The sequence below is a fragment of the Sorangium sp. So ce385 genome (genome assembly GCF_051474135.1).
GTDB classification, from domain to species: domain Bacteria; phylum Myxococcota_A; class Polyangia; order Polyangiales; family Polyangiaceae; genus Sorangium; species Sorangium cellulosum_D.
The window spans coordinates 13795069-13821320 of record NZ_CP150337.1; the positions used below are offsets into that span (position 1 = coordinate 13795069).

Genomic DNA, 26252 nt, shown 5'->3' on the forward strand with positions numbered 1-26252 from the left:
CTTCGAGGGTCGTGTTCCGTGCAGGGGGCACCACGTCCCTGCGGAGTGTAACGCGGCTCGCACGCCCTGTGCAGGGGGGCATCCGCCGCGGTGCAGGAGCGCAGCGCCGTCGCTGCCGTGCCGCGAGCGCGCGCGGGCTGCCCCGGACCCGGCCGTGTGTGCCGGTGCCCGTGTGCCGGTGCCCGTGTGCCGGTGCCCGTGCCCGTGTGCCGGTGCCCGTGCGCGTGCCATCCGACGTGCCGGCGCGCGGGACGCGGCGCTCGGGCTCGCTCCCGTGCAGGCATCCGCGGCACATGGATTGCTGTGGACTTGCCGCGGCTCGGAGAGGCACAGCGCCGGAGGCGTTCCGAGCCACGAATCACCCTCTGTTCTCGATCGAGCCATGACCCAACGCCTGTCCTTGATGTGGAGCCTCCTCGCGGCGCTCGCGGCCGCGTGTGCGGGCGACGCGTCCACCCCCTGCGGAGACGGCTACTGCCTCGGCGCCTACAGGTGCGTCACCCCGATCGGCGGAGCGCCGCAGTGCGTCTCTCCCGATACGCCGCGCGACGTTTGCGGCAACGGGATCCAGGAGAGCGGCGAGGAGTGCGACGAGGGCGATGTCGAGCCGGGTGACGGGTGCGGCGCGAGCTGCCGGCGGGAGATCTGCGGCAACGCGATCCTCGATCCCGGCGAGGAGTGCGACTGCGGCGCCGACGCCGCCGCGCCCCGGGACGCGTCATGCCGCGACCGCCAGAACGCGTCCGCTGGTGGGCTGTGCCGCCCGGACTGCCGGCGTCATTGCGGCGACGGCGAGGTCGCGGAGGAGGAGCTGTGCGACCCCGCCGCTCCGGCGGCCGTCTCCTGCGTGGATCTCCGCTTTGACTTCGGTCGCCCCACCTGCGCGCGCGCCTGCGACGCGCTGGACGTCGAGGGCTGCGGCGAGTTCGGTTGGCGATTGATGCGTACGGCGGGGTCACGCTTCAGCGACGTGTGGGGCAGCGGGCCGAACGACGTCTACGCCGCCGGGTGGGGCTCCCTGCTGCACTACGACGGCAGCTCCTGGACACCGGAGTCGATGCCGATCGAGGCGCGCCTGTCCGGTGTGTGGGGCAGCGGCCCGAGTGACGTCTTCGCCGTCGGCGACTCCGGCCCCCATGCCCCCGGCGTCCTGGTGCATCGTGAAGGCAGCTCCTGGACACCGGTGGATCTGCCGGCCGCTCTGCCGGGCAATGTGCATCTCTTCGACGTGTGGGGCAGCGGTCCGAGCGACGTCTTCGCCGTCGGAGGCTTGGGCCCCTATGGCACCGGCGCCGGCGTCGTGCTGCGCTATGACGGCAGCTCATGGACGCCGATGGATCTGACGTCCGGCCATGCCCTCACCGCCGTGTGGGGCAGCGGCCCGAGCGACGTCTTCGCCGTTGGGAGGGCGAAGACCTTGCTGCACTATGACGGCAGCTCCTGGAAGCCGATGGCTCCGCCGGTCGACTCGACGGACTATGTGCATCTCTCCGGCGTGTCGGGCGGCGGTCCGAGCGACGTCTTCGCCGTTGGGGAGCGGGGCGCCGTGCTGCACTACGACGGCGGCGCGTGGATCTCGATGGCTTCGCCGGTCGATGTGACCATCAACGACGTGCAGGGGGGCGGGGCCAATGTCTTCGCCGTCGGAGACTCCGGTGTCGTGCTGCACTATGATGGCGGCTCCTGGACGCGGATGGCCTCGCCGACCGATGCAGCTCTCCATGGCGTATGGAGCGATGGGGCCGATGATGTCTTCGCCGTCGGCGTCGGCGTCGTGATGCATTTTAGCGGTATGGAGCCGATGGAGCTGCCTTCCTCGGACCCTGCGCCGTCCGCTCTCCGCGGCATATGGGGCAGGAGATCGAGGGACGTCTTCGCGGTTGGGGACGCCACCTTGCTGCACTTCGACGGCAGCGCCTGGACCTCAATGCCTTCGCCGAGCTCTGGCCGTTTCCACGACGTATGGGGCGACGGCCCCAGCGACGTCTTCGCCGTTGGGGAGCTCGGCAGCTTGCTGCACTTCGACGGCAGCGGTTGGGACAGGATGGCTTCGCCGGTCGATGCGCCTCTCCACGGCGTATGGGGCAGCAACCCGAGCAACGTCTTCGCCGTTGGGGAGTTCGGCACCTTGCTGCACTTCGACGGCAGCGCCTGGACCTCGATGGCTTCGCCGGTCGATGCGTCGCTTTACAACGCATGGGGCAGCGGTCCGAGCGACGTATTCGCCGTCGGGGAGGAGGGCACCGTGCTGCACTATGACGGCAGCGCCTGGACCTCGATGGCTTCGCCGGTCGATGTTCCGCTCAGAGGCGTGTGGGGCAGCGGCCCGAGCGACGTCTTCGCCGTCGGCGCGGAGGGCACCGTGCTGCACTATGACGGCAGCGTGTGGACGTCGATGGCTACGCAGGGCGATGATGATCTCCACGACGTATGGGGCAGCGGCCCGCGCGACGTCTTCGCCGTTGGGGAGTGGGGCACCGTGCTGCACTTCGACGGGGTATCCTGGCTGCCGGTGCGATGGGACCTCGTGGATTTGACGGCCGTATGGGGCACCTCCACCGGCGACGTGTTCTTCGTGAGCGCGCAGGGGCGCAGCTACCGGCTCGTCCGAACGGCGCTCCGCCCATGAAGCCGGAGGACGGAGGCTCGCCGACCCTGATCACCGACGCGCCGCCGCCACGCCCGGCGCCGTCCGCCCACGATCCACGCGCCGACGAGCGCGCCGCGGCGATGGCGATCGGCGCTTCGCGACCAGCGCCGCAGGAGCTGCCCGTCGCCGCCGGGACGTTCCTCGGCCATTACGAGCTCATTCGCGAGCTCGGCCGCGGCGGCATGGGCACGGTCTTCCTGGCCCGCGACGTCCGGCTCGGCCGCCTCGTGGCCATCAAGCTCCTCACCACGCTGACCGGTCCCCGGCTCGATCGATTCCTCGTGGAGGCCCGCGCCACCGCGCGCTGCAAGCACGAGAACATCGTGACCATTTACGATGTCGACGAGCACGACGGATACCCCTACATGGTGCTCGAATACATCGAAGGCCAGAGCCTCCGCGCGTGGATGAAGCAGCGCAGGCCGGCTGGCGCGGCGAGGGGCGCCGCCGCCACCCCGCTGTCGACGAGCGCGGCGGCGGAGGTGATCGTGCCCGTGGTGCGCGCCCTCGCGTGCGCCCACAAGCTCGGCATCGTGCACCGCGATCTCAAGCCGGAGAACATCATGCTGGAGGCGTCCGGCGCCATCAAGGTGCTCGACTTCGGCATCGCCAAGCAGCTCGACGCCGCCCCCGCGCGCGACGAGCGCGCTCCTCCCGCGCTTCACGCCCCCACCGATCTCGCGGGCGCGCTTCCCCTGACGCGCGACGGCGCCGTCATGGGCACGCTCGCCTATATGTCCCCCGAGCAGCGGGCCGGCGAGGCGATCGACCACGCCACGGATATCTGGGCCGTCGGCATCATGCTCCACGAGCTCGTGACCGGCGCGCACCCGTTCGACGAGGCGGGGGCGCCCGGCGCCGCGCGTCCCGCCGCGCTCGACGCGCCGGCCCGGGCGCTCGGCGCGGGGCGGGGCGACCTCGGCCCGCTCGGCCCGATCGTCGAGCGGTGCCTGCGCCGGCGGCGATCCGAGCGCTTCGCCTCGGCCCAGGAGCTCCTCGCCGAGCTCACGCCGCTCCTGCCCGGACGTCGCGAGATCGTCCTCGGCGCCGCCGAGAGCCCCTTCGCCGGCCTGTCGGCCTTCCAGGAGGTCGACGCCGACCGCTTCTTCGGCCGCGAAGACGACATCGCCGGCATGGTCGCGCGCCTGAAGAGCCAGCCGCTCCTCGCCATCGTCGGCGCCTCGGGCGTGGGGAAATCCTCGCTGGTGAGGGCGGGGATCATCCCGGCGCTCAAGCGCTCCGGCGCCGGCTGGGCGTCGCTCGTCATGCGGCCGGGCCGCGCGCCGATGGCCGCGCTCGCCGATCTGCTCGGCCATCCAGCCCTCCGGGAAAAGACCGAGGCCAAGACCGATGACGGCGCGCCCGCGGCGCTCGCCCGCGACTCCGCGCGCGGCCAGCGGATCGAGCGGCTGCGCGCCGAGCCCGGCTACCTCGGCGCCGCGCTGCGCGCGTGGTCGGCCCGGAACCAGCGCCGCGTCGTGCTGTTCGTCGATCAGTTCGAGGAGCTCTACACGCTCTCGTGCGACGCGCGCGATCGCGCCGCCTTCTTCTCGTGCCTCGAGGGCGTCGCCGACGACGCGTCCTCGCCCCTGCGCGTCATCCTCTCCACCCGCTCGGACTTCATCGAGCGCGTCGCCGAGGACAGGCGCTTCATGGCGGGGGTGACCCGCGGGCTCGTGTTCCTCTCGCCCATCGGCCGGGAGGGGCTGCGCGACGCGCTCCTGAAGCCGATCCAGGCGGCGCGGTACGAGATCGAGGACCCGGCGATGGTCGACGGCATCCTCGATATGCTGGAGACGACCCACGGCGCGCTCCCCCTCCTGCAGTTCACCGCGGCCCGGCTGTGGGACATGCGCGACCGCGATCGGCGGCTCCTGACGCGGGCGAGCTACGAGGCGATCGGCGGCGTGGCCGGCACGCTGGCGAGCCACGCCGACGCGGTGCTGGCCGGGCTCGGCGGCCGCCAGGCGAAGCTCTGCCGCGCCATCCTCGAGCGCCTGGTCACGCCCGAGCGCACGCGGGCCATCGCCAGCCTGGAAGAGCTCCGCGAGCTGCCCGGAGACGGCGACCCCGACGAGCTCGAGAGCGTCGTCCACCTGCTGGCCGACGCGCGGCTCCTCGCCATCGAGACCGGGCGCGACAACGCCGGCAGCAAGGTGGAGATCGTGCACGAGTCGCTCATCGCGCGCTGGCCGACGTTGCTGCGCTGGCTCGACGAGAACCAGGAAGACGCCGTGTTCCTGGACAAGCTGCGCGCCGCGGCCCGGCACTGGGCGTCGAGCGGCGGCGCCGACGACCTCCTGTGGCGCGGCAAGCTCGCCGAGGAGGCGCGCCGCTTCCGGGAGCGCTCCGAGCGCCGGCTGCCCGAGCGCGAGCAGCGCTACCTCGACGCCGTGATCGGGCTGGCCGGCCAGGCGCAGCGCAGGAAGCGCAACCTCATCGTCGGGACCATCGCGAGCCTGGCCCTCCTGGTCGTCGGGGCCACCGCGGGCATCGTCACGGTGGTCCGCCAGAACCGGGTCATCAGCGCGCAGCTCGCGGACATCCGCCGGACCGAGGAGAGCCTCGAGGAGGCGCTCGCGAGAGAGACGGCGTCGCGGCAGGCCGCCGAGCAAGCGAGGATGAGCACGGAAGAGCAGCGGGAGCGGGCGGAGCTGCTGCAGAAGGAGGCCGAGGAGGCGAGGGACAGGGCCGAGGCCGAGGCCGAGCGGGCGCGCGCCGCGGCCGGCGAGGCGCGGACGGCGCGCGACGAGGCGCGGACGTCCGAGGCCGAGGCGCGGCGCGCCGAGGCGCAGGCCGACGACGAGCGGGCCAGGGCCGGCGCCGAGGCGCGGAAGGCCAAGCAAGCCGCGGACGACGAGCGACGCAGCAAGGAGGAGCTGGAGCAGCTCATCCAGCGCTCCGTCGGGCGGATCCGGGAGCGCTTGAGGTAAACAGCGCCCCGGGAGATCATCGAACATCCCCCGTGCAGAGGACGCCGACGAGCGCGCGCGCCGCGATCCGTTCATGGCTCTCGATCGCGATCCTCGCGTCCCGGGCCGCGCCCGCGTGGGCTCAGGCCGAGGCGGCGCTGCCCCCCTGGCACGAGGGCGTCCCGGAGGCGCGCAAGCAGGCGGCGCTGGAGCTCTTCATGCAGGGGCGGGACCTGCACCGGAGGATGGTGCTCGGCGACGCCAAGAAGAAGTACGAGGAGGCGCTCGCCCTGTGGGAGCACCCGGATCTCCGGTTCTACCTCGGCCGGGTGCTCAAGATGATGGGCATGCCGCTGCTCGCCTACGAGAACCTGCGCCTGGCGCTCCGGTGGGGGCCGGCGTCGCTCGATCCGGAGGACCATGAAGAGGCGCGCGCGCTGATGAAGGAGCTCGTCGAGCGGGAGCTGGCCGTCGTCGAGATGCGCTGCGATGAGCCCGGCGCCGCGGTGCTGCTCGACGGGAGGCCGTGGTTCGTCGGTCCGGGCTCGGCGCGCCGGTTCGTGACGCCCGGAGAGCATGTCATCAGCGCGCGGAAGGAGGGGTATTTCCCCCTCGTCGAGCCCGTCGTCGTGCTCGCGGGGGCGCAGGCCTCGGGCGCGCTCACGCTGAGCGCCGACGGCATCGTCACGGTGCGCCGGTGGGCCGCCTGGAAGCCGTGGGCCGTGGTCGGGGCCGGCGCGGGCCTCGGGCTGGCGGGCGCGGTGTTGCGCTGGCAGGCCGACGAGCACCTGGAAGGGGCGGAGCAGCGGTTCGAAGAGTCGTGCACGTCGAGCTGCGCTCCGACGGCGACGGACACGACCAGCCGGGGGCTCACGGAGGGCCGCGTCGCCACCGGCCTGTTCATCGCCGGCGGCGCGACCCTGGCGGCAGGCGCGGTCCTGGTGTTCTTCAACATGCCGCGGACCTATCGCAGCGAGGATCGCGGCGGCGTGAAGCTCCGGATCGTGCCCGCGGCGTCGGGCGCGATAGCCGGGCTGTCGGCGCGGCTCTCTTTTTGAGCCGCCGAAATGCCTATTCGCCGGGATCGAGCGTGATCCCGACGGTCCACGCGCCGCCCTTCCCCTCGTCGCGCAGGGTCGCCCGCGCCGCGGCCACGTCGAGATCGAGCGCCGGATCCCCGCCGTTCTGGGTCGTGTTCCCGTCGTGGACGCGGACGACCCGGCCCTCGTCCACCGCGCACCCGGACATGCCGGTCGTGCCGGCGCCGTAGAGCATGCGGCCGCCGCACTCGATGCGCGTGCGGCACTTGTCGGACCGCGGGATCGGCGACGCGCGCAGCGCGCATTTCGCGCCCGCCTTCACCGGGCTCGGGCCCGTGGCCTCGGTGACGCGCGCCGACCGGCGCAGCGCCTTCCCGGTGGCGTCGAGGAGCGGCTCCCCGCCCACGGGCGCGCTCTGCGGAGACAGCGTGAGCTCGACGCGGTACGCGGGCGCCGAGTCGCGCCAGACCGCGCCGGTCTTGCCGAGGCTGTCGAGCGAGACCTCGGCCCTCTCCCCCGCGCGCGCTCCCTTGTCGTCGTAGGAGAGCGCATAAACATAGGTGCCGGGCGCCGCGCCCCAGTCCTCCTCCACGCCGCTGCGGAACATCGACATGCCATTGAGCGGATCGCTCGATCGGTAGATCGCCCTCCCGCCGCAGACGACGTCGAGCGCGGGCACGCGGAGGTCGTCGCCCGAGCTCGTGAGCTTCGCCTCGACGGTGCACGGCGCGCCGGCCGAGAGGGGGAGCCCCGTGGCGCGCGCCACGGTCGCCTTCCACGTCGCGGTCCGGGTCCGCAGCGGCGCCTCCGGGGCCGGCGCGGGCTCCGGCGGCGCCGGCGCGCGCTCGGGCGGGGGCGCCGGAGGCACGGGGGCGGGCTCGGGCGGCGGGGCCGCGATCGGCCGCGGCGGGCCGTTGATCGCGTAAGACTCCGGCCGCATCATCGCGTAGCCCGCGACCATGGCGCAGAAGCCCAGGCCCGCGATCGTCGCCAGGACCGGCACGATCAGCGAGCGCCTCGGCCGGCCCCGCAAATCGTCGAGCTCGCGGCCGAGCTGATCGAGCACGTGGCGGGCCTCGTCCATCTGACGCTCGAGCTGCTCGACGCGCGCCGCCCGGCCGTCGTCCCGCTGATCCTCGAGCTCCTTCCTGGCCGAAGCGAGCTGCTCCTCGAGGCTGTCCACGCGCCCGCGCAGCGCGTCCCGTTCGTCGCGGTACCGCATCGCACGACGATAGCACCCGCGGCTCGCCCGACGCGCGGGCGCGCGGCTCGCCCGACGCGCGGGCGCCGGAGCGCCCCTCGCGCCGCGGGGCGACGGCGGCCCGGTATCGTGGGGTGGCCGTGTCCGCGGTCTGACGGTTCGCTCCGGATTCCACGGCAGAATGCCAGACTTCTCGCCCGGGCCCCCAGTCCAGCGTGTACGCTGGAGGGGTCCGCAGCCGTCGTGGGGAGGGCGACCAGGCATGACAGCAGGAGGCCGTCGGAAATGGGTCAGGGTCGCCAGCGCAGTGGGGTGCCGTTGCCGGAGCAGTGGGGCGACCTCCCCGGCACCGCGTCGCGGCAGGCCAGGGGGACCTCCGGCGCAGCGGCGCGCCGGTCCGACGTCCCGCGCGGGGCGGCCGGCCCTCGCACCATCGGCGTCGTCGCCCCCTTTCTCTCGGGCGCGTTCTGGGGCCCTGTCCTGATCGGCATTCACGAGGCGGCCCAGCAGCGCGGCCATCGCACGCTGGTGCTGCGCGGCACGCCGTCCGAGGTCCAGGCGCCCTCGCTCGGCAGGGACCAGGTGGACGGGTGGATCGTCATCATCGAATTCGACGGCCTCGCGGAGCTCGCGCGCGCGGGGGTGCCGTTCATCACGCTCGGCGCCCGTCCCGCCGACATCGTCTGCCCGGCCGTGCTCCCGGACAACCACGGCGGCGTCCGGAGCGCGGTGCTCCACCTGATCGAGCACGGGCACCGGCGCATCGCGTTCGTCGGCAACTTCGCCGCGTACGACGTGCGCGAGCGCCGCGACGCCTACAAGGACACGCTCGCCGAGGCGGGGATCCCCTTCGACCCCGATCTGGTCATCCCGTGCGATAACAACATGTACAGCGGCGGCCGGGCCGTCGCGCCCGAGCTCCTCGCGCGGCTGCCCGGGTGCACGGCGGCGGTCTTCGGCACGGACAAGAACGCGCTCGGGATGATGTCCGCGCTGAAGGCGGCGGGCGTCCGCCTCCCCGAGGATTTCGCGATCATCGGCTTCGACGACGTCGCGGAGGCGCAGAGCGCCGATCCGCCGCTGAGCACCGTGCGCCAGCGGTTCGAGATGATGGGGAGCGCCGCGTGCGAGCTCATGTTGACGATGATCGCCGGCGACCCCTTCCCGGCCGAGGGCGTGCGCACGGCGAACGCGCTGATCCAGCGGAGCTCGTGCGGATGCAATGTGATCCAGAACTTCCTCGACGCGAGGGACGAGGCGCCCGAGGAGGACGCCGTCGACGCCGTCGCCCGGCAGATGGTCGAGCTCTTGATCCTGCCCCGGCCGCTCCCGCCCGACACCCCGCCGACCGACGTATGGCCGGCGGTCACGCGGGTTGTCGACATGTATTTCTCGGCGCTGCGCGGCGCCGCGCCGGCGCCGGCCGCCGAGCTCGAGCGCGCTTATCGGCAGGCGGTCGACATCACCCCCGATCTGGGCGCGCTGCTGGCGACGGCGCGGCTCCTGGGCCAGCTCCCCGAGCGGCGCCGCGCGCCCCTGGACGCGGCGGCCAGGCGCCGGGTGGAGGACTTCCTGGAGCTCGCGCGCCTCGCGATCGCGCGGGCCCGGCTCGCGGCCGAGACGCAGTATGTCCACCAGCTCGGGGTGCTCGCGAGGACCAATTACGAGGTGAGCTTCGCCCTGCTCGGCGGCACCCAGCAGGAATACCGGTCGCTCTCGTGGCTCGAGACGACCACGGCGGTCTGGGGCTGCCTTGCCTTATGGGACGATCCGGCGGCGCGCGCGGAGCTCGTCATCGCCGGCGCGTACAGCCGCGACGGCAGCCCGGTCCCCCCGGACGGCAGCCGCTGCCGGCTGGAGGCGTTCCCGCCGGAGACGATGCTGCCGCCCGCGGCCACGGACGGCACGTATTCGGTGTTTCTCTTGCCGATCCGCTCTGCGCAGCGCGATTGGGGGATCCTGGCGCTGGTCGGCCCGACCATCGTCGCGATGACCGGCGACGAGGGCACGGTCGCGATCTGGGGGACGCTGCTCGGCGCGGCCCTGGAGCGCGACGCGCTGGTGGAGTCGCTGTCGGCGCAGCACGTCGACCTGCAGAAGGCGTATGCGAGCGAGCGCGCGCTCTCGGAGACGGTGCGCGAGCTGGGCTGTCCGCTCATCCCGCTGCTGCCCGGCGTGCTGCTCGTGCCGCTGATCGGGATGATCGACGCCGGTCGCGCCCAGCAGGTGCTCGAGAAGGTGGCCGAGGGGGTGAGCCGGCACGAGGCGCTGTGCGTGCTGCTCGATCTCACGGGCGTGCCGTTCGTGGACGCCCAGGTCGCGCATTCCCTCGGCATGACGAGCCGCGCGGCCGCCATGCTCGGGGCGCGGGTCTATCTGGTCGGCGTGCGGCCCGACATCGCGAGGAGCCTCGTCGACGTCGACCTCGGCGCGCTGGCCACGTTCTCGTCGCTGTCGGCGGCGCTCCGCGAGCTCGCGCCGGCGGGGGGGCGCTCGCTCAAGGCCCGGCGGGGCGCGCGCTAGCTCGCAATCTCGAATCGCTGCAGCGTCACCTGGAGGAACCATGACATCCAAGAGCATCCAAGCCTGTTCGATCGCCGATGTCGCGCAAGGGACGATCCTCGCTCGCGTCGAGATCGCCGCGCCACCGGAGCGCGTTTTCCGCGCGCTGACCACCGACGAGCTCACGGCGTGGTGGGGTCCTGCCGAGATGGTTCGCGCGACCGCCTTCACGATCGACCTTCACGCCGGAGGGGCCTGGCGGAGCGAGGGCGTAGGGGCAGACGGGAAGCCATTCCATGTCGGCGGCAGCGTCCTCGAGCTCGATCCGCCGCGAAAGCTCGTCCAGACATGGGAGCCGTCGTGGGACGCGCACGGGCCCCCGACGACGATTTCCTATCTCCTCGACGCGGTCGGGACGGGTACGCGCCTCACGGTCCGCCACACCGGGTTTGGCGCTCGTGCGGCGTCGTGCGAGAGCCATGCGGCAGGCTGGGAGCGTGCCCTGGGTCGGCTCGCGAGCCACGTCGCGCCGCAGCCGGAGCTGCGCTTCTATCTCTGCCGGCTCCTGCCGTCGCGCGCGACCTTCATGCAGGACATGACGGCCGACGAGCGCGCGGTCATGCAGGCACACGGCGGGTACTGGCGCGGCAAGCTCGCCGAGGGCCGCGTGATCGCCTTCGGGCCCGTCGCCGACCCGGCGGGCGTATGGGGCGTCGGCATCGTGGCTGTCCGCGACGAAGCCGAGCTCCGTACATTCCAGAGCGAGGACCCTGCGATCAAGGCAAACATTGGGCTGCGGTACGAGGCGCTGCCCATGATCACGGCCGTGTACTGACGGCCCATGCAAAGGCGGGCTGGCCACGTGGCCTCGCGCGGTCGAGCCATCTTCAACGAAACGCTGAAACTGTTTCCGCGTGCAGGTGGCGGGGAGGCGTAGTCCAGGAGGATCTGGCCCTCCGGCGTCAGGCGCAGCGCGCGCGTGGACCGCTCGAACAGCCGCTCGCCGAGCTGCGTCTCCAGCCGCTTGAGCATGGCGCTGGCCGCGGCCGGCGTGACGCCCAGGACCCGCGCCGCCGCCGTCAGCGTCCCACGGCGGGCCGTCTCCACCAGCAGGCGCAGATCTTCGATGTTCTCGATGCTCACGTGGATAGCTTCGCCCGGGGAGCGCTCCAAGGCGAGCGCGGGGCGACGCCGAGGACGGCCCAGCAGGTGGGCCCGGGGAGTTCGCGATGGTCGATCCGTCGCCTCGGGCGGCCGTCGTCGTCTCGCTCGCCAGCGGATCATCGGCTGAAATAACCCGTGTGTGCGGTCTGTAAGGGTTCCTCGCTGGCCCCGGCACAACGACGTACAGGCGACGCTTCGGGCATCTCCAACTGGTACGTAGATTGCTGAAAACGACATGCGATCCGTCTTCCTAGAAAATGAATCGCTACAGACGAGCTCGCTATGGTAGCGTCGGCGTGCGACCCGTCTCCCTGGGAGGTGAGTCGCTACAGGCGAATTCGCTACGCATCAACGAGGAAACGAATGAGAGCTTTGTTTTTGACGATCACGGCGGCGATGGCCGCGCTTACCATGGGCTGCGTCGAGGGTGGATCGCGCGAGTCGGAGCCCGCTGGCGATGAGCTCGGCGAGGCTGATCAGGCCTTCGGCGAAGCTGGATGCGGGACCATCAGCATGACAGGCCTGGATCCCGAGGATGGGATCAGCCTTTCGACCCTCGTTGCACAGGACAGCCCGGACTGGACTTACAACCCGGGCACCACTTGTCCTTATCAGTACATCGTGGAGTACACGAATTTGCCTGCTGACGACCCTAACAAGGCCCTGCGCATCATGCCCATGCTCGGCGGCGGAGTAACGTTTCCCGCTATCACGAACCAGGCGGACTGCGAGCGTACCCACCTCCAGGTGGGCTACTATGTCTGGAACACCAGCAGCAGCAGCCCCACCGTCACCACCTATGAAGAAGACGGCTTGTGGAGCGGCAGCACTTGCCTCAGGTGGCCCGTCCAAGGCGCGCTGCCGGCAGCCGACGGGAAGTTCAAGATTCGAGCCGCCGTGCGCGTGCTCTTCTGCGCTTTCTCCGATGGTTGCACGGCGACCCAGCGCACGAATCTCAAGGTGGGAGTCGACCCGCAGTGGTTTCAACTGTAGTACTGGTCCCCTCGCTGAACAGCACGCGTGATCGGGCGTGGTCGCGAGTGCGCCCGAGCGCCTGATTCGCGCGAGGCCGACGAGCCCTGGCCCGTTCCGCCGAGCCCTGACCGTCAGCGCGCCGTCATTCCCCCGTCGACACGGTAGCCATGCCCGCTCCGGCGGGTGCTGCGTTTGCCCCGCTCGCCCCATTGTGGATTGAGGCGCTCGGGACAGACGCTCAGTCCACGACGACCTTCGCCGTCGTGAACTTGACCGTCCCGCTGTTGTTCTGGGCCTCGACCAACAGCTTGACCTCGTGCAGGTTCCCCAGGGGGAGGCCGAGCGCCTCCCACTTGGTGAAGTGTTCGGAGATGGAGATGGTGCCGCACGTGCGCGCCGTCCGCCGGATGCTGAAGTACTGGTCGAACGTCTCGTTCGGACCCGTGATGGCCGGCTTGTTCACGCGGGTCTTCTTCCACACGTCGTAGGTCTCGCCATCGGCGGTGAGCGTGCCGACCTCGTCCCGCGGCGTCCCGTCGGAGGAGAAACCCGCCGGCTTCACGCTCCCCCAGTCGTCGAGGATGTAGAACTCGCGCAGCGGGTTGACGGTCCAGCCGTAGATGCCGATGTACGTCAAGCCGCCGCCCTCCTCCGTCTTGGTGTGCGCGAACTCCGCCGAGAAGGTGCCGATTTGGGCGTGCTTCTGGGTTTGGTTGAAGTCGAGCCCGACGCGCGCCAGGAAATCCTCGACGCCGTTCCATTCCGCGCTGAACGTCGCGTCGACGCCGTGCACGGTCATGCAGCCCGACCCGCCCCCTTCCGCCCAAAGCTCGTAGCCGTAACCATGGCCCGCATCGCCCCGGCGGTTCGAGCAATACTCCATGCCTCCGGTCAGGGGTGTCGCCGGCGGGCAGGCGTCCGCGCCGCTGCCCGTGGACCCGCCGCCGTCGCCGGTGGAGCCGCCGCCGTCGCCGGTGGAGCCGCCGCCGCCCGCGCCACCGAGCCCGCCGCTGCTGCTCGCGCCGCCGCCGCTCCCCGTGACGCCTCCGGTCGTGGCGGTACCGCCCGCGCCCCCGGCGCCCGGTTGACCTCCGCTCCCGCCTTCGCCGGTGGATCCTGCGATCGATCCGCCGCTCCCGCTCCCGTCCTTCCCCTCCCCAGAGTCGGAACAGCCCGTGAAGGCCGCGGCAGCCAGGCAAGCGGCGAGGGTACCCTGCGACCAACGGGACCGGACGAACACCTTCATGGGCGGAGCATGCCGGTTATGCACATTTTGATCAAGCGAGGCGAACCGTTGAAAGGATAGCTCGTCGCCGGGTTGCCGTATCGGGCAGAAGTTTCCATGTTAGCGCGAACATCCACGTCATTTCGTCGCTCCCGACACTGCCGAGCGAAGACCCAAAGGTCCTCACGCACCTGAAGCGGACGTGACCCTGGGCAAAGCATCGTTTCCTCCGGCGGCTACAACGGCAAGGTGGGCTCGTCCGGGTTCGAGGGTCCAAGCTTCGACAGCGCGGATGACGTCGTCAGACTCGGGTCTCGTCGACAATGCCATCTCCGTCGTCGCGTTCGCGCCGATCGACGTGGCGGGTGTCGTGTCCTCGATCGGAGCCGAGGCGGCCGCGAAGCGGACGCCGGGGCGCGGAGCGGGGCGGAGCCCCGAGGCAACAAGGCTGGGTCTGCCCGCGCAAAGCCGCGCGGAGCGGCGCGGAAGCCCGGCCATCCCCGGCCGGACTTCCGGCGAGCACGATGAGGGCATCGCTGCGTGCCACACCGCCCGCCCGAGATCGGCTAGGGATCGCGCTGGCCTCCGGGCCGGAGGCTGAGCTGGATGGGGTCGAGCAGACCGCGAGGGGGCACGGGGATGGGTCAGGGCGGGCGGGACAGCGGCGTCGCGGTGCCGGAGCAGTGGGGCGAGCTCCCCAGCGACCCGGGGCAGGGCTCGGGACGAGGGGCCAGCTCCCTCCCTCCCGCGCGCAGCACCCTCCCTCCCGCGCGCAGCACCCGCCCTCCCGCGCGCCGCACGACCGCCCCGCCGCTCCAGGGCACGGCAGCCGCCGCCGCGGCCCGCCCGCTCACCGTCGGCGTCATCACCCCCTTTCTCGACGGGTCGTTCTGGAACCCCGTCCTGATGGGCCTCCATGCGTCGGCCCAGGAGCGCGGGCTCCGCACGCTGGTGCTGCGCGGCACGCCGTCCGAGGTCCAGGCGCCGTCGCTCGCCCGGGAGCAGGTGGACGGGTGGGTCGTCGTCATCGAGCTGCACGGCCTCTCGGCGCTCGCGGCCGCGCGGGTCCCGTTCATCACGGTCGGCACCCGCGCCGCCGAGGTCGACTGTCCGGCCGTGATCCCGGACAACCGCGGCGGCATGCGGGGCGCGGTGCGCCACCTGATCGAGCACGGGCACAGGCGCATCGCCTTCGTCGGCTACTTCGACGCGTACGACGTGCGCGAGCGCTTCGCGGCCTACAAGGACACGCTCGCCGAGGCGGGCATCCCCTTCGATCCCGAGCTGGTCGTCCGGAGCGACAACAACTGGTACAGCGGCGGCCAGGGCGCCGCGCCCGCGCTCCTCGCGCTGCTGCCCGGGTGCACGGCGGCGGTCTTCGGGACCGACAAGAACGCGCTCGGCATGATGCCCCCGCTGAAGGCGGCGGGCGTCCGCATCCCCGAGGATCTCGCCATCGTCGGCTTCGACGATGTGGTGGAGGCGCAGGGCGTCGATCCCCCGCTGACCACCGTGCGCCAGCGGTTCGAGATGATGGGGAGCGCCGCGTGCGAGCTCATCTCGTCGATGATCGCCGGCGAGGCCTTCCCGGCCGAGGGCGTGCACACGGACAACGCGCTCGTCGTGCGGAGCTCGTGCGGGTGCCACGCGGTCGAGGACTTCCTCGACCGGGAGGACGCGGCCTCCGAGGAGGACGCGCGCGGCGCCCTGGCGCGGCAGATGGTCGAGCTCCTGCTCCTTCCCCGGCCGCTCCCGCCCGACACCTCGCCGAGCGACGTCTGGCCGGCGGTCGCGTCGGTGATCGACGGCTACTTCGCGGCGGTCCAGGGCGCCCCGCTGCCCTCGGCGGCCGAGCTCGGGGTCGCCTGTCGGCAGGCGGTCGGCATCACGCCCGATCTGGGCACCTTGCTGGCGGCGATCCGCCTGCTGGGCCAGCGCCACGAGCGGCGCGGCGCGCCCCTCGACGCCGCGGCCAGGCGGCGGGTGGACGCCTACCTGGAGCTCGCGCGCCTCGCGATCGCGCGGGCCCGGCTCGAGGCGGAGACGCACGTCGTCCAAACGCTCGGGGTGCTCGCGAGGACCAATTACGACGTGAGCTTCGCCCTGCTCGGCGGCACCCAGCAGGCGTCGCGGTCGCTCGCGTGGCTCGAGACGACCACGGTGGTCTGGGGCTGCCTCGCCTTGTGGGAGGACCCGGAGGCGCGCGCGGGCCTGGTCGTCGCCGGCGCGTACAGCCGCGACGGCAGCCCGACCCCGCCGATCGGCAGCCGCTGCCCGGTGGAGGCGTTTCCGCCGGGGGAGATGCTGCCGCCCTCGGCCACGGACGGCACGCACATGGTGCTGCTCTTGCCGATCCGCTCCGCGCGGCGCGACTGGGGGATCCTGGTGCTCGTCGGCCCGACGCACGTCGCGATGGCCGGCGACGAGGGCACGGTCGCGATCTGGGGGACGCTGCTCGGCGCGGCCCTGGAGCGCGATGCGCTGGTGGAGTCGCTCTCGGCGCAGCACGCCGATCTGCAGAAGGCGTATGCGATCGAGCGCGCGCTCTCGGAGACGGTGCGCGAGCTGGGCTGTCCGCTCATCCCGCTGCTGCCGGGCGTGCTGCTCGTGCCGCTGATCGGGATGATCGACGCCGGTCGCGCCCGGCAGGTGCTCGAGAAGGTGTCCGAGGGGGTGAGCCGGCACCGGGCGTTTCGCGTGCTGCTCGATCTCACGGGCGTTCCGTTCGTGGATGCCCAGGTCGCCGACACGCTCGGGTTGACCAGCCGCGCGGCCGCGCTGCTCGGGGCGCGGGTCTACCTGGTCGGCGTGCGCCCCGAGATCGCGATGAGCCTGGTCGGCGTCGACCTCGGCGTCCTGGCCACGTTCTCGTCGCTGTCGGCGGCGCTCCGCGAGCTCGCGCCGGCGGGGAAGCGCGCGCGCAAGGCGGCGCGGCGGGCGCGGTGAGGGCGGCCGCGGCCGCGATCCGGTCGAGGCCGCGCGATCGCGCGCCGCTGCGCCTGGCGCGCGGCGGGGCGCCTTGACGCGCCGAGACGCGGCTGGCGTAGAATCGGGCGATGCTCGCCGTGCACTGCCCGCGTTGCGGGCGTCCTGCGCCGGTATCGCTCGCCAGCCCGGATCTCATGGAGTGCGCGGCGTGCCACTACCGCGGTCCGCCGCCCGCGGAGGCGGCGCAGGGCCTGCGCGCCGCGGCGCACGTCGTCTTCCAGACCGACGCTCGCCGGCGCCAGCTCTCGGACGCGCTGCGGCGGACGCTGGTCACGGCGTCGCGGCGGCACGCGCGGCTCCTCGTGGTGTTCTCGCTCGCGTCGGTGCCGATCACGGCGCTTGCCGCGGTCATCCTGCTGGGGATCTGGGTCAGCCCCGATCCCGAGGGGAACCTGGTCACCGGCGGCATGGTGGTGGCGGCGTGGCTGGGCACGGTCGGGACGGGCGCGGCCGTGCTCGCGCTCGTGCGCCGGCGGCAGCGGCGGATCGAGGAGGCGTGCGCCGCGCGCCCGCCGGCGGCCCCGGGCGAGCCGGCGGCGTGCCACGTGTGCGGCGCGCCGCTCGGCGGCGGCGACGGCGCGATCGCGCGGTGCGGCTTCTGCGCCGCCGACAACCTGATCGCGCCGGCGGTCCTCGAGCGCGTGCGCGCGCGGCAGGTGGTGATCTTGCGGTCGTTCGAGCAGGCCGTGAGCGCCGAGCTCGCCTCGTTCGGCCGCGCGACGTCCGGCGCCGCCGCTGCGGTCGTGGCGACCGCGGTGGTGGTCCCGATCGCCGCGTTCGTCCTCGCCATCGCCGCCGTCCTCGTGGGCGAGTCGCGGCGGCGGCCGATCGACGCCACCGTGCGCTACGCGGCCGTCGGCACCCCGGTCGGGCAGTGCATCGGTAAAATTGTGCCACAGCCGGATGGCGGTACGGTGGTGCGGTTCGGGGGGTTCCGGCGCGCGGAGCTGCCCGAGGAGCAGGCGATCGCGCCGGGGGCGCCGGTCGAGGCGGTGTCGCCGGGGGCTCTCGTGGGCCGCTTCGTGACGGCGAAGCAGGGGGCCGGGGTCGTCGAGGGGGTGTTTCTGTCGCCGCTCACGGGCAACTCCGCCGCGGTGAAGCGCGAGGACGGGACCTCGTTCACGAGCAGCGTCGCCGGGCTCTGCCTGGGCGGCGTGCTGTCGAGGTGATCCGTCACCGTTTCGTGCTCTTCCGTCTCGTGCTGTTCCGTTTCGTGTGCGTGTCCCGCAATGGACCTCGATGGGTCGATTGCCGTCCGTCGAGAAGCGCCCTGCGCAATCTGTCGTGACGGCGCTGCTCGCAATGCCGGCAGGCTTTCGACGGCCGATCCTCCGCGGCGGTGCGGGGGGCTACGGGGCGCTGGCTGCGTAGGGAGAAGTTAGTTGTTCCGTGCCGGCGCCCTCCACGTATAGTGGCGGTGGTTGGGTCGGGCATCGTTGGAATTCACACCCGGTGGAGACAAGATGAGCCAAGGTGGCTGGGGCGGGGGATCAGGGGGCGGTCAGGGCGGTGGTGGTTACGGCCAGCCGCCGGGCGGCGGCGGTTACGGTCCACCGCCGGGGGGCGGTTACGGTCAGCCGCCGGGGCAGCCGGGGGGCGGTTACGGTCAGCCGCCGGGGCAGCCGGGGGGCGGTTACGGTCAGCCGCCGGGGCAGCCGGGGGGCGGCTATGGCCAGCCGCCGGGGCAGGCGGGCGGTGGTTACGGCCAGCCGCCGGGACAGCCGGGGGGCGGCTATGGCCAGCCGCCGGGGCAGGCGGGCGGTGGTTACGGCCAGCCGCCGGGACAGCCGGGCGGTGGTTACGGCCAGCCGCCAGGGCAGCCGGGGGGCGGTTACGGCCAGCCGCCGGGGCAGCCGGGCGGCGGCTACGGTCAGCCGCCGGGCGGTAGCTACGGCCAGCCGCCGGGGGGCGGCTACGGCCCGCCTCCTGGCGGCGGGCCTCCTGGCGGCGGCTACGGCCCGCCTCCTGGCGGCGGGCCTCCTGGCGGCGGCTACGGCCCGCCTCCTGGCGGCGGGCCTCCTGGCGGCGGCTGGGGCCCGCCTCCTGGTGGTGGCGGCGGCTGGGGTCAGCCGCCTGGCGGAGCGTTCGGCGCGCCTCCTGGCGGTGGGGGCTACGGTCCGCCGCCGGGCGGCGGCCCCTACGGTGCGCCGCCTGGCATGGGCGGCCCGACGTCCTGGGGAGCGGGAGATGCGGCGTCGTTCGGCTGGGAACGGGTGAAGCGCGACCCCGGGGTCATCATCGGCGCCGTGGCCGTCGTCGGGCTCGCGGCGAACGTTCCCAACGGCATCGGCACGGGCATCCAGGCGGCGCTCGCGAACGACGCGCCCGGCGTCGGGTCGGCCATCCAGCTCCTCATGCAGCTCTTCGCTTTCGTGGTCGGCAGCTACTTTGCCGGAGGCATGTCCAATTTCATCCTGAAGGTGGCGCGCGGCCAGCCGTACTCGTTCAACGACATCTTCAGCGGTGGGCAGTGGTTCATGTCGATCCTGGGCGCCCAGTTCCTGACCTTCATGGCCACCGCGGTCGGCATGGTCTTCCTGATCGTCCCCGGCGTCATCCTCGCGCTCGGCCTGAGCATGACGAACATGTGCATCGTCGATAAGAACCTGGGCACCATCGACGCGATGAAGGAAAGCTGGCGCATCACGACCGGGCACAAGGGCGGCATCTTCGTCTATGGCCTGCTCGTCTTCGCGCTCGTGCTGGCGGGCTTGCTCGCGTGCTGCGTCGGCACGCTCGTGGCCGGGCCGATCGCGGCCCTCGGCTACGCGTACATCTACCTTCGCCTGACCGGCCAGCCGACCGCGAGCTGAGCCTCGACGGCGCGCGTCCGCCCCTCTCCGCTCACCCCGAAGCCCGCTCTCCTCCAGCGCAGTCCCGGTTGATGTTCGGAAGGCCCGACCATCGCCGTCCGGGCTGAACGTTCCGCGCTGGTCGCTTCGATTCCGCTTCCCCCGAGCCCATCGCCGGTTGCGCGAAGGCGGCAGGGCAAGAAACGGGTTGAAATCGCCTGAAACGAGCAGAATTTCGAACCGCCGAGGCGCCAAGGACGCCAAGAAGCAGACAATGACTTGGCGTCCTTGGTGTCTTGACGGTTCATTTCTCGCTCGATCAGGGGATCGGTGTTCTAGAGCGGTTTTCGCTCGGGCTTCATGCAGACGTCGTCCGCCTTTCGTCTCCCGTCCCCCGTCTCCCGTCCCCCGTCTTCCCTCTTCCGTGCTCGTCCTTCGTGCGCGTGCGCGTGCGCGTGCGCGCTGACTCCGGGGGAATCGCGCACGCGCACGCGCACGCGCACGAAAGAGGGGAGATGGAAGAGGGAAGACGGAAGACGGAAGACGGAAGACGGAAGACGGAAGAGGGAAGAGGGAAGCGGGAAGCGGGAAGCCGGAGGGCGAATGACGCAGCCGAGAGACGGAGGACGGCGCACCGTCCGGCGCCTCCGTACCCCCGCTAAGGCCCGCGCCGCCCCGAGCTCCCTCCCGAGACAAAGCGCCTTCGATCGGTTTGCGACCCCAGACACCGCATGTTAATCGGTGTCCCCTCGGAGACTCCAGCGCAGCGAGGCGCGGAGCCGGGGGGAAATCGCGGCGCGCGGGCGCTCTGTCCGCCGCGCCGTCCTGCGCCCGCCCGCTCGCGAGGTGCTCTCTCGCGCCGCCCGCTGCTCGTCCAGACCGGAACGGAGCATGATATGCCTGACCATGTCCTGATCACGGGTGGCGCCGGATTCATCGGCTCCCACCTCGCCGACGAGCTGCTCCGCGCAGGCCACCGCGTCCGCGCCCTCGACTGCCTCGTACCCCAGGTCCACGGCCCCGACCGGCGACGCCCGGCGCACCTCGACCCGGCCGTCGAGCTCATGGTCGGCGACGTCCGCGACCGCGACGCCGTGAGGCGCGCCCTCCACGGCGTCGACGCGGTCGTCCACCTCGCCGCCGCCGTGGGCGTCGGACAGAGCATGTACCGCGTCGAGCGGTACACGTCCGTCAACACCGTCGGCACCGCCGTGCTCGCCGAGGCCCTCGCCGAGCAGCCGGTGCGGCGGCTCGTCGTCGCCTCCAGCCTGAGCGTCTACGGAGAAGGCCTCTACCGCCGGGCCAGCGGCGAGCTCGTCGCCCCGCGGAGCCGGCCCGTCGAGCAGCTGAAGCGCGGCGCCTTCGAGATCTGCGCCGCGGACGGCGAGCCCCTCGTCCCCGTGCCGACGCCCGAGGACAAAATTCCCGCCCTCGAGTCCGTCTACGCCCTCTCCAAGTACGATCAAGAGCGGCTCTGCTTCATCGCCGGTCGCGCCTACGGCATCCCCGTCGTCGCGCTCCGCCTCGCCAACGTGTACGGCCCGCGACAGGCGCTCTCCAACCCCTACACGGGCGTGATCGCCATCTTCGCCTCGCGCCTGCTCAACAACCGCCCTCCGCTCGTCTTCGAGGACGGGCTCCAGCAGCGCGACTTCGTGAGCGCGCGCGACGTCGCCGAGGCCTGCGCGAAGGCGCTCGACGAGGACGCCGCCGCCGGCAAGGCGCTCAACATCGGCGCCGGCCGCCCGCGCTCGATCCTCGACGTCGCCGAGGCGCTCTGCAAGGCGCTCGGCAAGCGCGAGATCGAGCCCGAGATCACCGGCCGGTGCCGCGTGGGCGACGTCCGGCACTGCTTCGCCGACACCCGCGAGGCGCGGCGCGTCCTCGGGTTCGCGCCGTCCGTCCCGTTCGAGCGCGGGCTCCTCGAGCTCGCCGGCTGGATCGAAGGGCAGATCGCGCGCGACGGCGCCGCCCAGGCGCGCGCCGAGCTCGAGGCGAGGGGGCTCTCGCTGTGAAGCCGCCCGTCCTCATCACCGGAGGGGCCGGCTTCATCGGCTCGAGCCTCGCCGATCGGCTCCTCCGCGAGGGGGAGCCGGTCCTCGTCCTCGACAACCTCTCGCGCGCCTTCGTCGAGCGGAACGTCGATCTCCTCCGGGAGCGCCACGCCGACGGCGTGGAGGTCCTCCTGTGCGACATCCGCGACGAGCAGGCCGTGAGCGACGCCGTGCGGCGCGCCTCGTTCGTCTTCCACCTCGCCGCGCAGGTCGCCGTCACGCGCAGCGTCGCGGACCCGGCGCTCGACTTCGAGGTGAACGCGCGCGGCACGCTCAACGTGCTCGAGGCGCTCCGCAGGCTCGATCGCCCGCCGCCGCTCCTCTTCGCCTCGACCCACAAGATCTACGGCGCGCTGGCCCACCTCCCGCTCGAGCGGCGCGAGGACCGGTACCAGCCCCTCTGCGAGCGCGCGCGCGAGCACGGCATCTCCGAGGCGCAGCCGCTCGACCTCCGGAGCCCCCACGGCTGCTCCAAGGGCGCCGCCGACCAGTACGTCCTCGACTACGCCCGCACCTTCGGCCTCCGCGCCGCGGTGCTCCGGATGAGCTGCACCTACGGCCCCCGGCAGTTCGGCAACGAGGACCAGGGGTGGATCGCCCACTTCGTCGCGCGCGCCATCCGCCGCGACCCGATCACCCTCTACGGCGACGGGCTGCAGGTCCGCGACGCGCTGTTCATCGACGACCTCGTCGACGCCCTCCTGCTCGCGCGGCGCGACCTCGAGCCCGCCTCGGGCCGCGCCTTCAACATCGGCGGCGGCCCCGAGCGGGCGGTGAGCCCGGTCGAGCTGCTCGATCTCATCGCCGAGCTCGACGGCCGCCGCCCGATCGTCTCGCTCGCCGCGTGGAGGCCGGGCGATCCGCGCTACTACGTCTCCGACTGCCGCGCCTTCCAGGCGCTCACCGGCTGGACGCCGCGCGTCGCGCTCCGCGACGGGCTGCGCGCGCTCTATCAATGGCGCCTCGGGGTCGAGGAGCGCCTCGGGGCCGTCTACGGGGACGTGCCCGCGTCCGTCCGGCTGAGCCGCGCGGACCGGCGGCTGGGGGTCGCCTCGTGAAGGTCGCGCTGGTCAACCCGCCGTGGCGCTTCGAGGGCAGCGTCTACGCCGGCTGCCGCGAGCCGCACCTGCCGCTCGAGCTCGGGTACGCGAAGGCGCTGCTCGAGCGCGCCGGCCACGAGGCCGCCCTCATCGACGCCCAGGCGCGCGGGATCGACCTCGGCGTCGTGCGCGCCGAGGTCGCCGCCCTCCGCCCGGACATGACGGTGATCACCACGGCGCCGAGCTACCTCCTCTGGCGCTGCCCGCCGCCCGAGCTGCGCGTGCCCATGGCGGCGGCCGCCGCGCTGCGGGCCCACGGCGGCCTGCTCGTCGCGGTGGGGCCCCACGGCTCCGCCACGCCCCGCGCGGCGCTCCGCAAGCTCGGCGTGGACGTCGTGGTCCTCGGCGAGTGCGAGGAGATCCTCGTCCTGCTCGCGGGCGCGACCGAGTCGCGCTTCTGGCAGATCCCGTCGATCGCCTACCGCAGGAACGGCGTCGATCACGTGCAGGGCGCCCCTTACGCCGCCTGCGTGAGGGCGCTGCCGGCCCTGCGGTGGGACGCCGCGACGATCGCGCGCCACGCCCACCACCACCACCGCTTCGACGCCGTGCCCGACGGGCCGAGCGCCGAGATGGAGGCCTCGCGCGGCTGCCCCCACCCCTGCGCCTCCTGCGCGGCGGCGCGCCTCCGCGACAAGCCCCGGCGGCGCCCGCTCGCGACCGTGCTCGACGAGCTCGACGCGCTCCTCGCCCAGGGCGTCCGCCACGTCTACTTCATCGACGAGCTCTTCCTGCCCGACCGGGCGCTCCTCGAGGCGCTCTGCGCGCGCGACGTCGTGTTCGGCGTCCAGATCCGGATCGACGGCTGGTCGCGCGAGATGCTCGACCTCCTCGGCCGCGCGGGCTGCGTCTCGATCGAGGCCGGCGTCGAGCGCGCCTCGGGGGAGGGGAGCGACGCGCCCGGAAGGCGGCGCGGCGCGTCGGCCGAGGAGCTCACCGGGCTGCTCGTCCACGCCCGGCGGAGCGTGCCGTTCGTCCAGGCGAGCCTCGTCCACGCGGACGCCGACGATCCGGCCGAGGCGGCGTCGTGGCGGCAGCGCCTCCTCGGGCTCGGCGTGTGGGCGAACGAGCCGGTCCCGATGTTCCCGTACCCCGGCTCTCCGGCGTACGCCCGGCGGTGGGGCGCGCCCGACGACGGCGCCTGGGAGCGAGCGCACGCCCATTACATCGCCGAGCACCGGGCGCTCAGCGACCTGCAGGACGGCCCGCCGCTGCCGCTCTCGGAGCTCGAGCATGGCGCGTGGTGACGGCGACCTCCCCGGCGCGGCGGCGCCGCGGCCCGGCCGGGTGCTCATGACGGCCGACACGCAGGGCGGCGTGTGGACCTACGCGCTCGAGCTCGCCGCCGGGCTCGCGCGCGCCGGCGTGGCCACGGCGCTCGCGGTCATGGGCGGGCCGCTGTCGCCCGCGGCGCGCGCGGCCGCGGCCGCGATCCCGGGGCTCGAGCTCGTCGAGAGCGCCTACCGGCTCGAGTGGATGGACGACCCCTGGGACGACGTCGCGGCCGCGGGCGACTGGCTGCTCGACCTGGAGGAGCGGACGCGGCCCGACGTCGTCCACCTGAACGGCTACTGCCACGCCGCCCTGCCGTTCCGGGCGCCGCGCGTCGTCGTGGCGCACGCATGCGTGCTGTCGTGGTGGCGCGCCGTCCACCGCCGGCCGGCGCCGGTCCGCCACGACCTCTACCGGGCGCGCGTCGCGGAGGGGCTCCGCGCCGCCGAGGCCGTGGTCGCGCCGAGCGCGGCCATGCTGAGGGCCCTCGCGGGCGAGTACGGCGCGCTCGGCCTGGGGCGCGGCCACGTCATCCCGCACGCGCGCGACCGCCGGCGGTTCGTGCCGGCCCCGAAGGAGCGGTTCGTCTTCGCGGCCGGCCGGCTCTGGGACGAGGCCAAGAACCTCGCGGCGCTCGAGAAGGTCGCGCCGCGCCTCCCGTGGCCCGTGCTCGTGGCCGGGAGCGACGTCGCGCCGGGCGGCGTCGGCCGCCGCGCCGGGGAGAGCCTCTGCTCGCTCGGGTGGATGAACGAGGGCGAGCTCGCGTGGTGGATGGGCCGCGCCGCGATCTACGCCTTCCCGGCGCGGTACGCGCCGTTCGGCATGTCGGTCCTCGAGGCCGGCCTCTCCGGCTGCGCGCTCGTGCTCGGCGACCTGCCCAGCCTGCGCGAGCTCTGGCGCGACGCCGCGGTCTACGTCCCCGCGGACGACCCGGGCGCGCTCCTCGGCGCCCTCGACCGGCTCATCCGGGACGCCGCGCGCCGCGACGCGCTCGGCGCGCTCGCCCGCCGGCGCGCGGTGCGCTTCAGCCCGCACGCCATGGCCCGCCGCTACCTCGAGGTCTACGCCGTCGCGCTCGCGGCCCGGCCGGAGGCCGCCGCGCGGGCCCGCCCTCCCTCGACGCCCACGCCTTGCGGGACACCATGCGAATAGCCCTCTTCTGCCACTCCTTGCTCTCCGACTGGGACCACGGGCACGCGCACTTCCTCCGCGGGATCGCGGCGGAGCTCGACGCCCGCGGCCACGACGTCCTCGCCTTCGAGCCGGAGGACGCCGCGGGCGCCGACGGCCCCGCGGCCGCCGGCGGCCCGGCCGCGCCATGGGAGGCCGCTGCCGTGTACCCGCGCCTCTGCCCGCGCCGCTACGCGCCCGCGGCGCTGGACCTCGACGCCGCGCTCGCGGGGGTCGACGTCGTGCTCGTCCACGAGCGGAACGACCCCGAGCTCGTGCGGCGCCTCGGCGAGCACCGCGCGCGCACCGATCGCTACCGCCTGCTCTTCCACGACACGCACCACCGCCTGCTCACCGATCCGGCCGCGATCGTGCGGCGCGATCTCTCGGGGTACGACTGCGTGCTCGGCTTCGGAAAGAGCCTTTGCGATCTCTACCTGCGCCGCGGCGTCGCGCGGCGCGCCGTGGTGTGGCACGAGGCCGCCGACGCGCGCGTGTTCCGGCCGCTGCCGGGGGTGGAGAAGGAGCGCGACCTCGTGTGGATCGGCAACTTCGGCGACGGCGAGCGGACGGCGGAGCTCCGCGAGTTCCTGATCGAGCCGGTGAGGGCGCTCGGGCTGCGCGCGCGCGTGCACGGGGTGCGCTACCCCGACCACGCGCTCGCGGCGCTCGCGGACGCCGGCATCGAGTACGCCGGCTGGCTCCCCAACCACCTCGTCCCCGACGCCTACGCGCGCGCGCGCGTCACCGTGCACGTCCCGCGGCGGCCGTACGCCGCGCTGCTCCCCGGCATCCCCACGATCCGGCCGTTCGAGGCGCTCGCGTGCGGGATCCCGCTCGTGAGCGCGCCGTGGACCGACGCCGAGCGCCTCTTCTCGCCCGGCCGCGACTACCTCGTCGCGCGCACCGGCGCGGAGATGGCGGAGCACCTGCGCGCGCTCCTCGCGGACCCCGGCTTCGCGCGCGGCGTCGCCGAGCACGGGCGCCGGACGGTGCTCTCGCGCCACACGTGCGCGCACCGGGTCGACACGCTCCTCGACCTCGTCGACGAGCTGCTCCTGCGGCCGTCGTCCTGGCTCGCCGGCGACGAGGAGGACGAGCTCGAGCGGAGCGGCGCGGCGTCCGGGGTCCGCCGCTGCGACCCCGCGCATCACCGGAGCCCGCTCGCGTGAGGCGCGGGCGGGCGTGGTCTCGGCGCCCCGCGAGG

16 protein-coding genes and 2 pseudogenes are annotated in these 26252 nt (G+C 73.3%); 14 read left to right on the forward strand and 4 right to left on the reverse strand.

Going from position 1 to position 26252, the window contains the following annotated elements; translation table 11 throughout:
• Positions 1-274: 274 nt before the first annotated feature.
• From WME83_RS50550 to WME83_RS50560, 3 genes are read left to right on the forward strand one after another with little or no spacing between them, the layout of a single operon-like run.
• The gene (locus WME83_RS50550; RefSeq protein WP_437316883.1) at positions 275-2629 is read left to right on the forward strand and encodes a glucosyltransferase-I; all 2355 of its coding nucleotides are present in this window, start codon (positions 275-277) and stop codon (positions 2627-2629) included.
• The gene (locus tag WME83_RS50555; protein ID WP_437316884.1) at positions 2626-5583 is read left to right on the forward strand and encodes an nSTAND1 domain-containing NTPase; all 2958 of its coding nucleotides are present in this window, start codon (positions 2626-2628) and stop codon (positions 5581-5583) included. The genes WME83_RS50550 and WME83_RS50555 overlap by 4 nt, the downstream gene beginning before the upstream one ends.
• Before the next feature lie 32 nt (positions 5584-5615).
• The gene (locus WME83_RS50560) at positions 5616-6620 is read left to right on the forward strand and encodes a tetratricopeptide repeat protein (protein WP_437316885.1); all 1005 of its coding nucleotides are present in this window, start codon (positions 5616-5618) and stop codon (positions 6618-6620) included.
• A gap of 13 nt (positions 6621-6633) precedes the next feature.
• On the opposite strand, the gene WME83_RS50565 is transcribed toward WME83_RS50560, so the two are convergent.
• The gene (locus tag WME83_RS50565; RefSeq protein ID WP_437316886.1) at positions 6634-7824 is read right to left on the reverse strand and encodes a hypothetical protein; all 1191 of its coding nucleotides are present in this window, start codon (positions 7822-7824) and stop codon (positions 6634-6636) included.
• Between the two features lie 264 nt (positions 7825-8088).
• On the opposite strand from WME83_RS50565, the gene WME83_RS50570 reads away from it, so the two are divergent.
• Both WME83_RS50570 and WME83_RS50575 read left to right on the forward strand, forming a co-directional pair.
• Positions 8089-10326 (forward strand): substrate-binding domain-containing protein, encoded by a 2238-nt coding sequence (locus WME83_RS50570; protein ID WP_437316887.1) that lies wholly within the window; start codon positions 8089-8091, stop codon positions 10324-10326.
• Positions 10327-10366: 40 nt separating this feature from the next.
• Positions 10367-11140: an SRPBCC domain-containing protein gene (locus WME83_RS50575; RefSeq protein WP_437316888.1), complete on the forward strand. Its 774-nt coding sequence runs from the start codon at positions 10367-10369 to the stop codon at positions 11138-11140.
• Between the two features lie 95 nt (positions 11141-11235).
• Here the strand turns inward: WME83_RS50575 and WME83_RS50580 are convergent.
• Positions 11236-11448, reverse strand: a pseudogene (locus WME83_RS50580) (LysR family transcriptional regulator); the annotation flags it as partial.
• A gap of 384 nt (positions 11449-11832) precedes the next feature.
• Here WME83_RS50580 and WME83_RS50585 point away from each other — a divergent pair.
• Positions 11833-12462, forward strand: coding sequence for a hypothetical protein (locus WME83_RS50585; protein ID WP_437316889.1), 630 nt, complete (start codon positions 11833-11835; stop codon positions 12460-12462).
• A gap of 220 nt (positions 12463-12682) precedes the next feature.
• On the opposite strand, the gene WME83_RS50590 is transcribed toward WME83_RS50585, so the two are convergent.
• Entirely contained in the window at positions 12683-13690 is a 1008-nt protein-coding gene (locus tag WME83_RS50590; protein WP_437316890.1) for a glycoside hydrolase family 11 protein, read from the reverse strand.
• Positions 13691-14308: 618 nt separating this feature from the next.
• Between WME83_RS50590 and WME83_RS50595 the strand changes: the two genes are divergently transcribed.
• The 3 genes from WME83_RS50595 (at position 14309) to WME83_RS50605 (ending at position 19470) form a co-directional block, all read left to right on the forward strand.
• Positions 14309-16615, forward strand: a complete 2307-nt coding sequence (locus WME83_RS50595) for a substrate-binding domain-containing protein (RefSeq protein WP_437322139.1) — start codon at positions 14309-14311, stop codon at positions 16613-16615.
• A 110-nt stretch (positions 16616-16725) separates the two neighbouring features.
• Entirely contained in the window at positions 16726-17826 is a 1101-nt protein-coding gene (locus WME83_RS50600; RefSeq protein ID WP_437316891.1) for a hypothetical protein, read from the forward strand.
• Positions 17827-18120: 294 nt separating this feature from the next.
• Entirely contained in the window at positions 18121-19470 is a 1350-nt protein-coding gene (locus tag WME83_RS50605; protein WP_437316892.1) for a YciC family protein, read from the forward strand.
• A gap of 493 nt (positions 19471-19963) precedes the next feature.
• Here the strand turns inward: WME83_RS50605 and WME83_RS50610 are convergent.
• Positions 19964-20050: pseudogene (locus WME83_RS50610) on the reverse strand (hypothetical protein); the annotation flags it as partial.
• Between the two features lie 295 nt (positions 20051-20345).
• On the opposite strand from WME83_RS50610, the gene WME83_RS50615 reads away from it, so the two are divergent.
• The 5 genes from WME83_RS50615 to WME83_RS50635 are packed head-to-tail and all read left to right on the forward strand — an operon-like array spanning position 20346 to position 26217.
• Positions 20346-21464: an NAD-dependent epimerase/dehydratase family protein gene (locus tag WME83_RS50615; protein WP_437316893.1), complete on the forward strand. Its 1119-nt coding sequence runs from the start codon at positions 20346-20348 to the stop codon at positions 21462-21464.
• Positions 21461-22561: an NAD-dependent epimerase/dehydratase family protein gene (locus tag WME83_RS50620; RefSeq protein ID WP_437316894.1), complete on the forward strand. Its 1101-nt coding sequence runs from the start codon at positions 21461-21463 to the stop codon at positions 22559-22561. Before WME83_RS50615 ends, WME83_RS50620 begins: the two co-directional genes overlap by 4 nt.
• The gene (locus tag WME83_RS50625; protein ID WP_437316895.1) at positions 22558-23850 is read left to right on the forward strand and encodes a TIGR04295 family B12-binding domain-containing radical SAM protein; all 1293 of its coding nucleotides are present in this window, start codon (positions 22558-22560) and stop codon (positions 23848-23850) included. The genes WME83_RS50620 and WME83_RS50625 overlap by 4 nt, the downstream gene beginning before the upstream one ends.
• The gene (locus WME83_RS50630) at positions 23837-25027 is read left to right on the forward strand and encodes a glycosyltransferase family 4 protein (RefSeq protein WP_437316896.1); all 1191 of its coding nucleotides are present in this window, start codon (positions 23837-23839) and stop codon (positions 25025-25027) included. Before WME83_RS50625 ends, WME83_RS50630 begins: the two co-directional genes overlap by 14 nt.
• Positions 25018-26217 carry a CgeB family protein gene (locus WME83_RS50635; RefSeq protein WP_437316897.1) on the forward strand — a complete coding sequence of 400 codons (1200 nt, stop codon included), beginning with the start codon at positions 25018-25020 and terminating at the stop codon, positions 26215-26217. The genes WME83_RS50630 and WME83_RS50635 overlap by 10 nt, the downstream gene beginning before the upstream one ends.
• Positions 26218-26252: the final 35 nt, after the last annotated feature.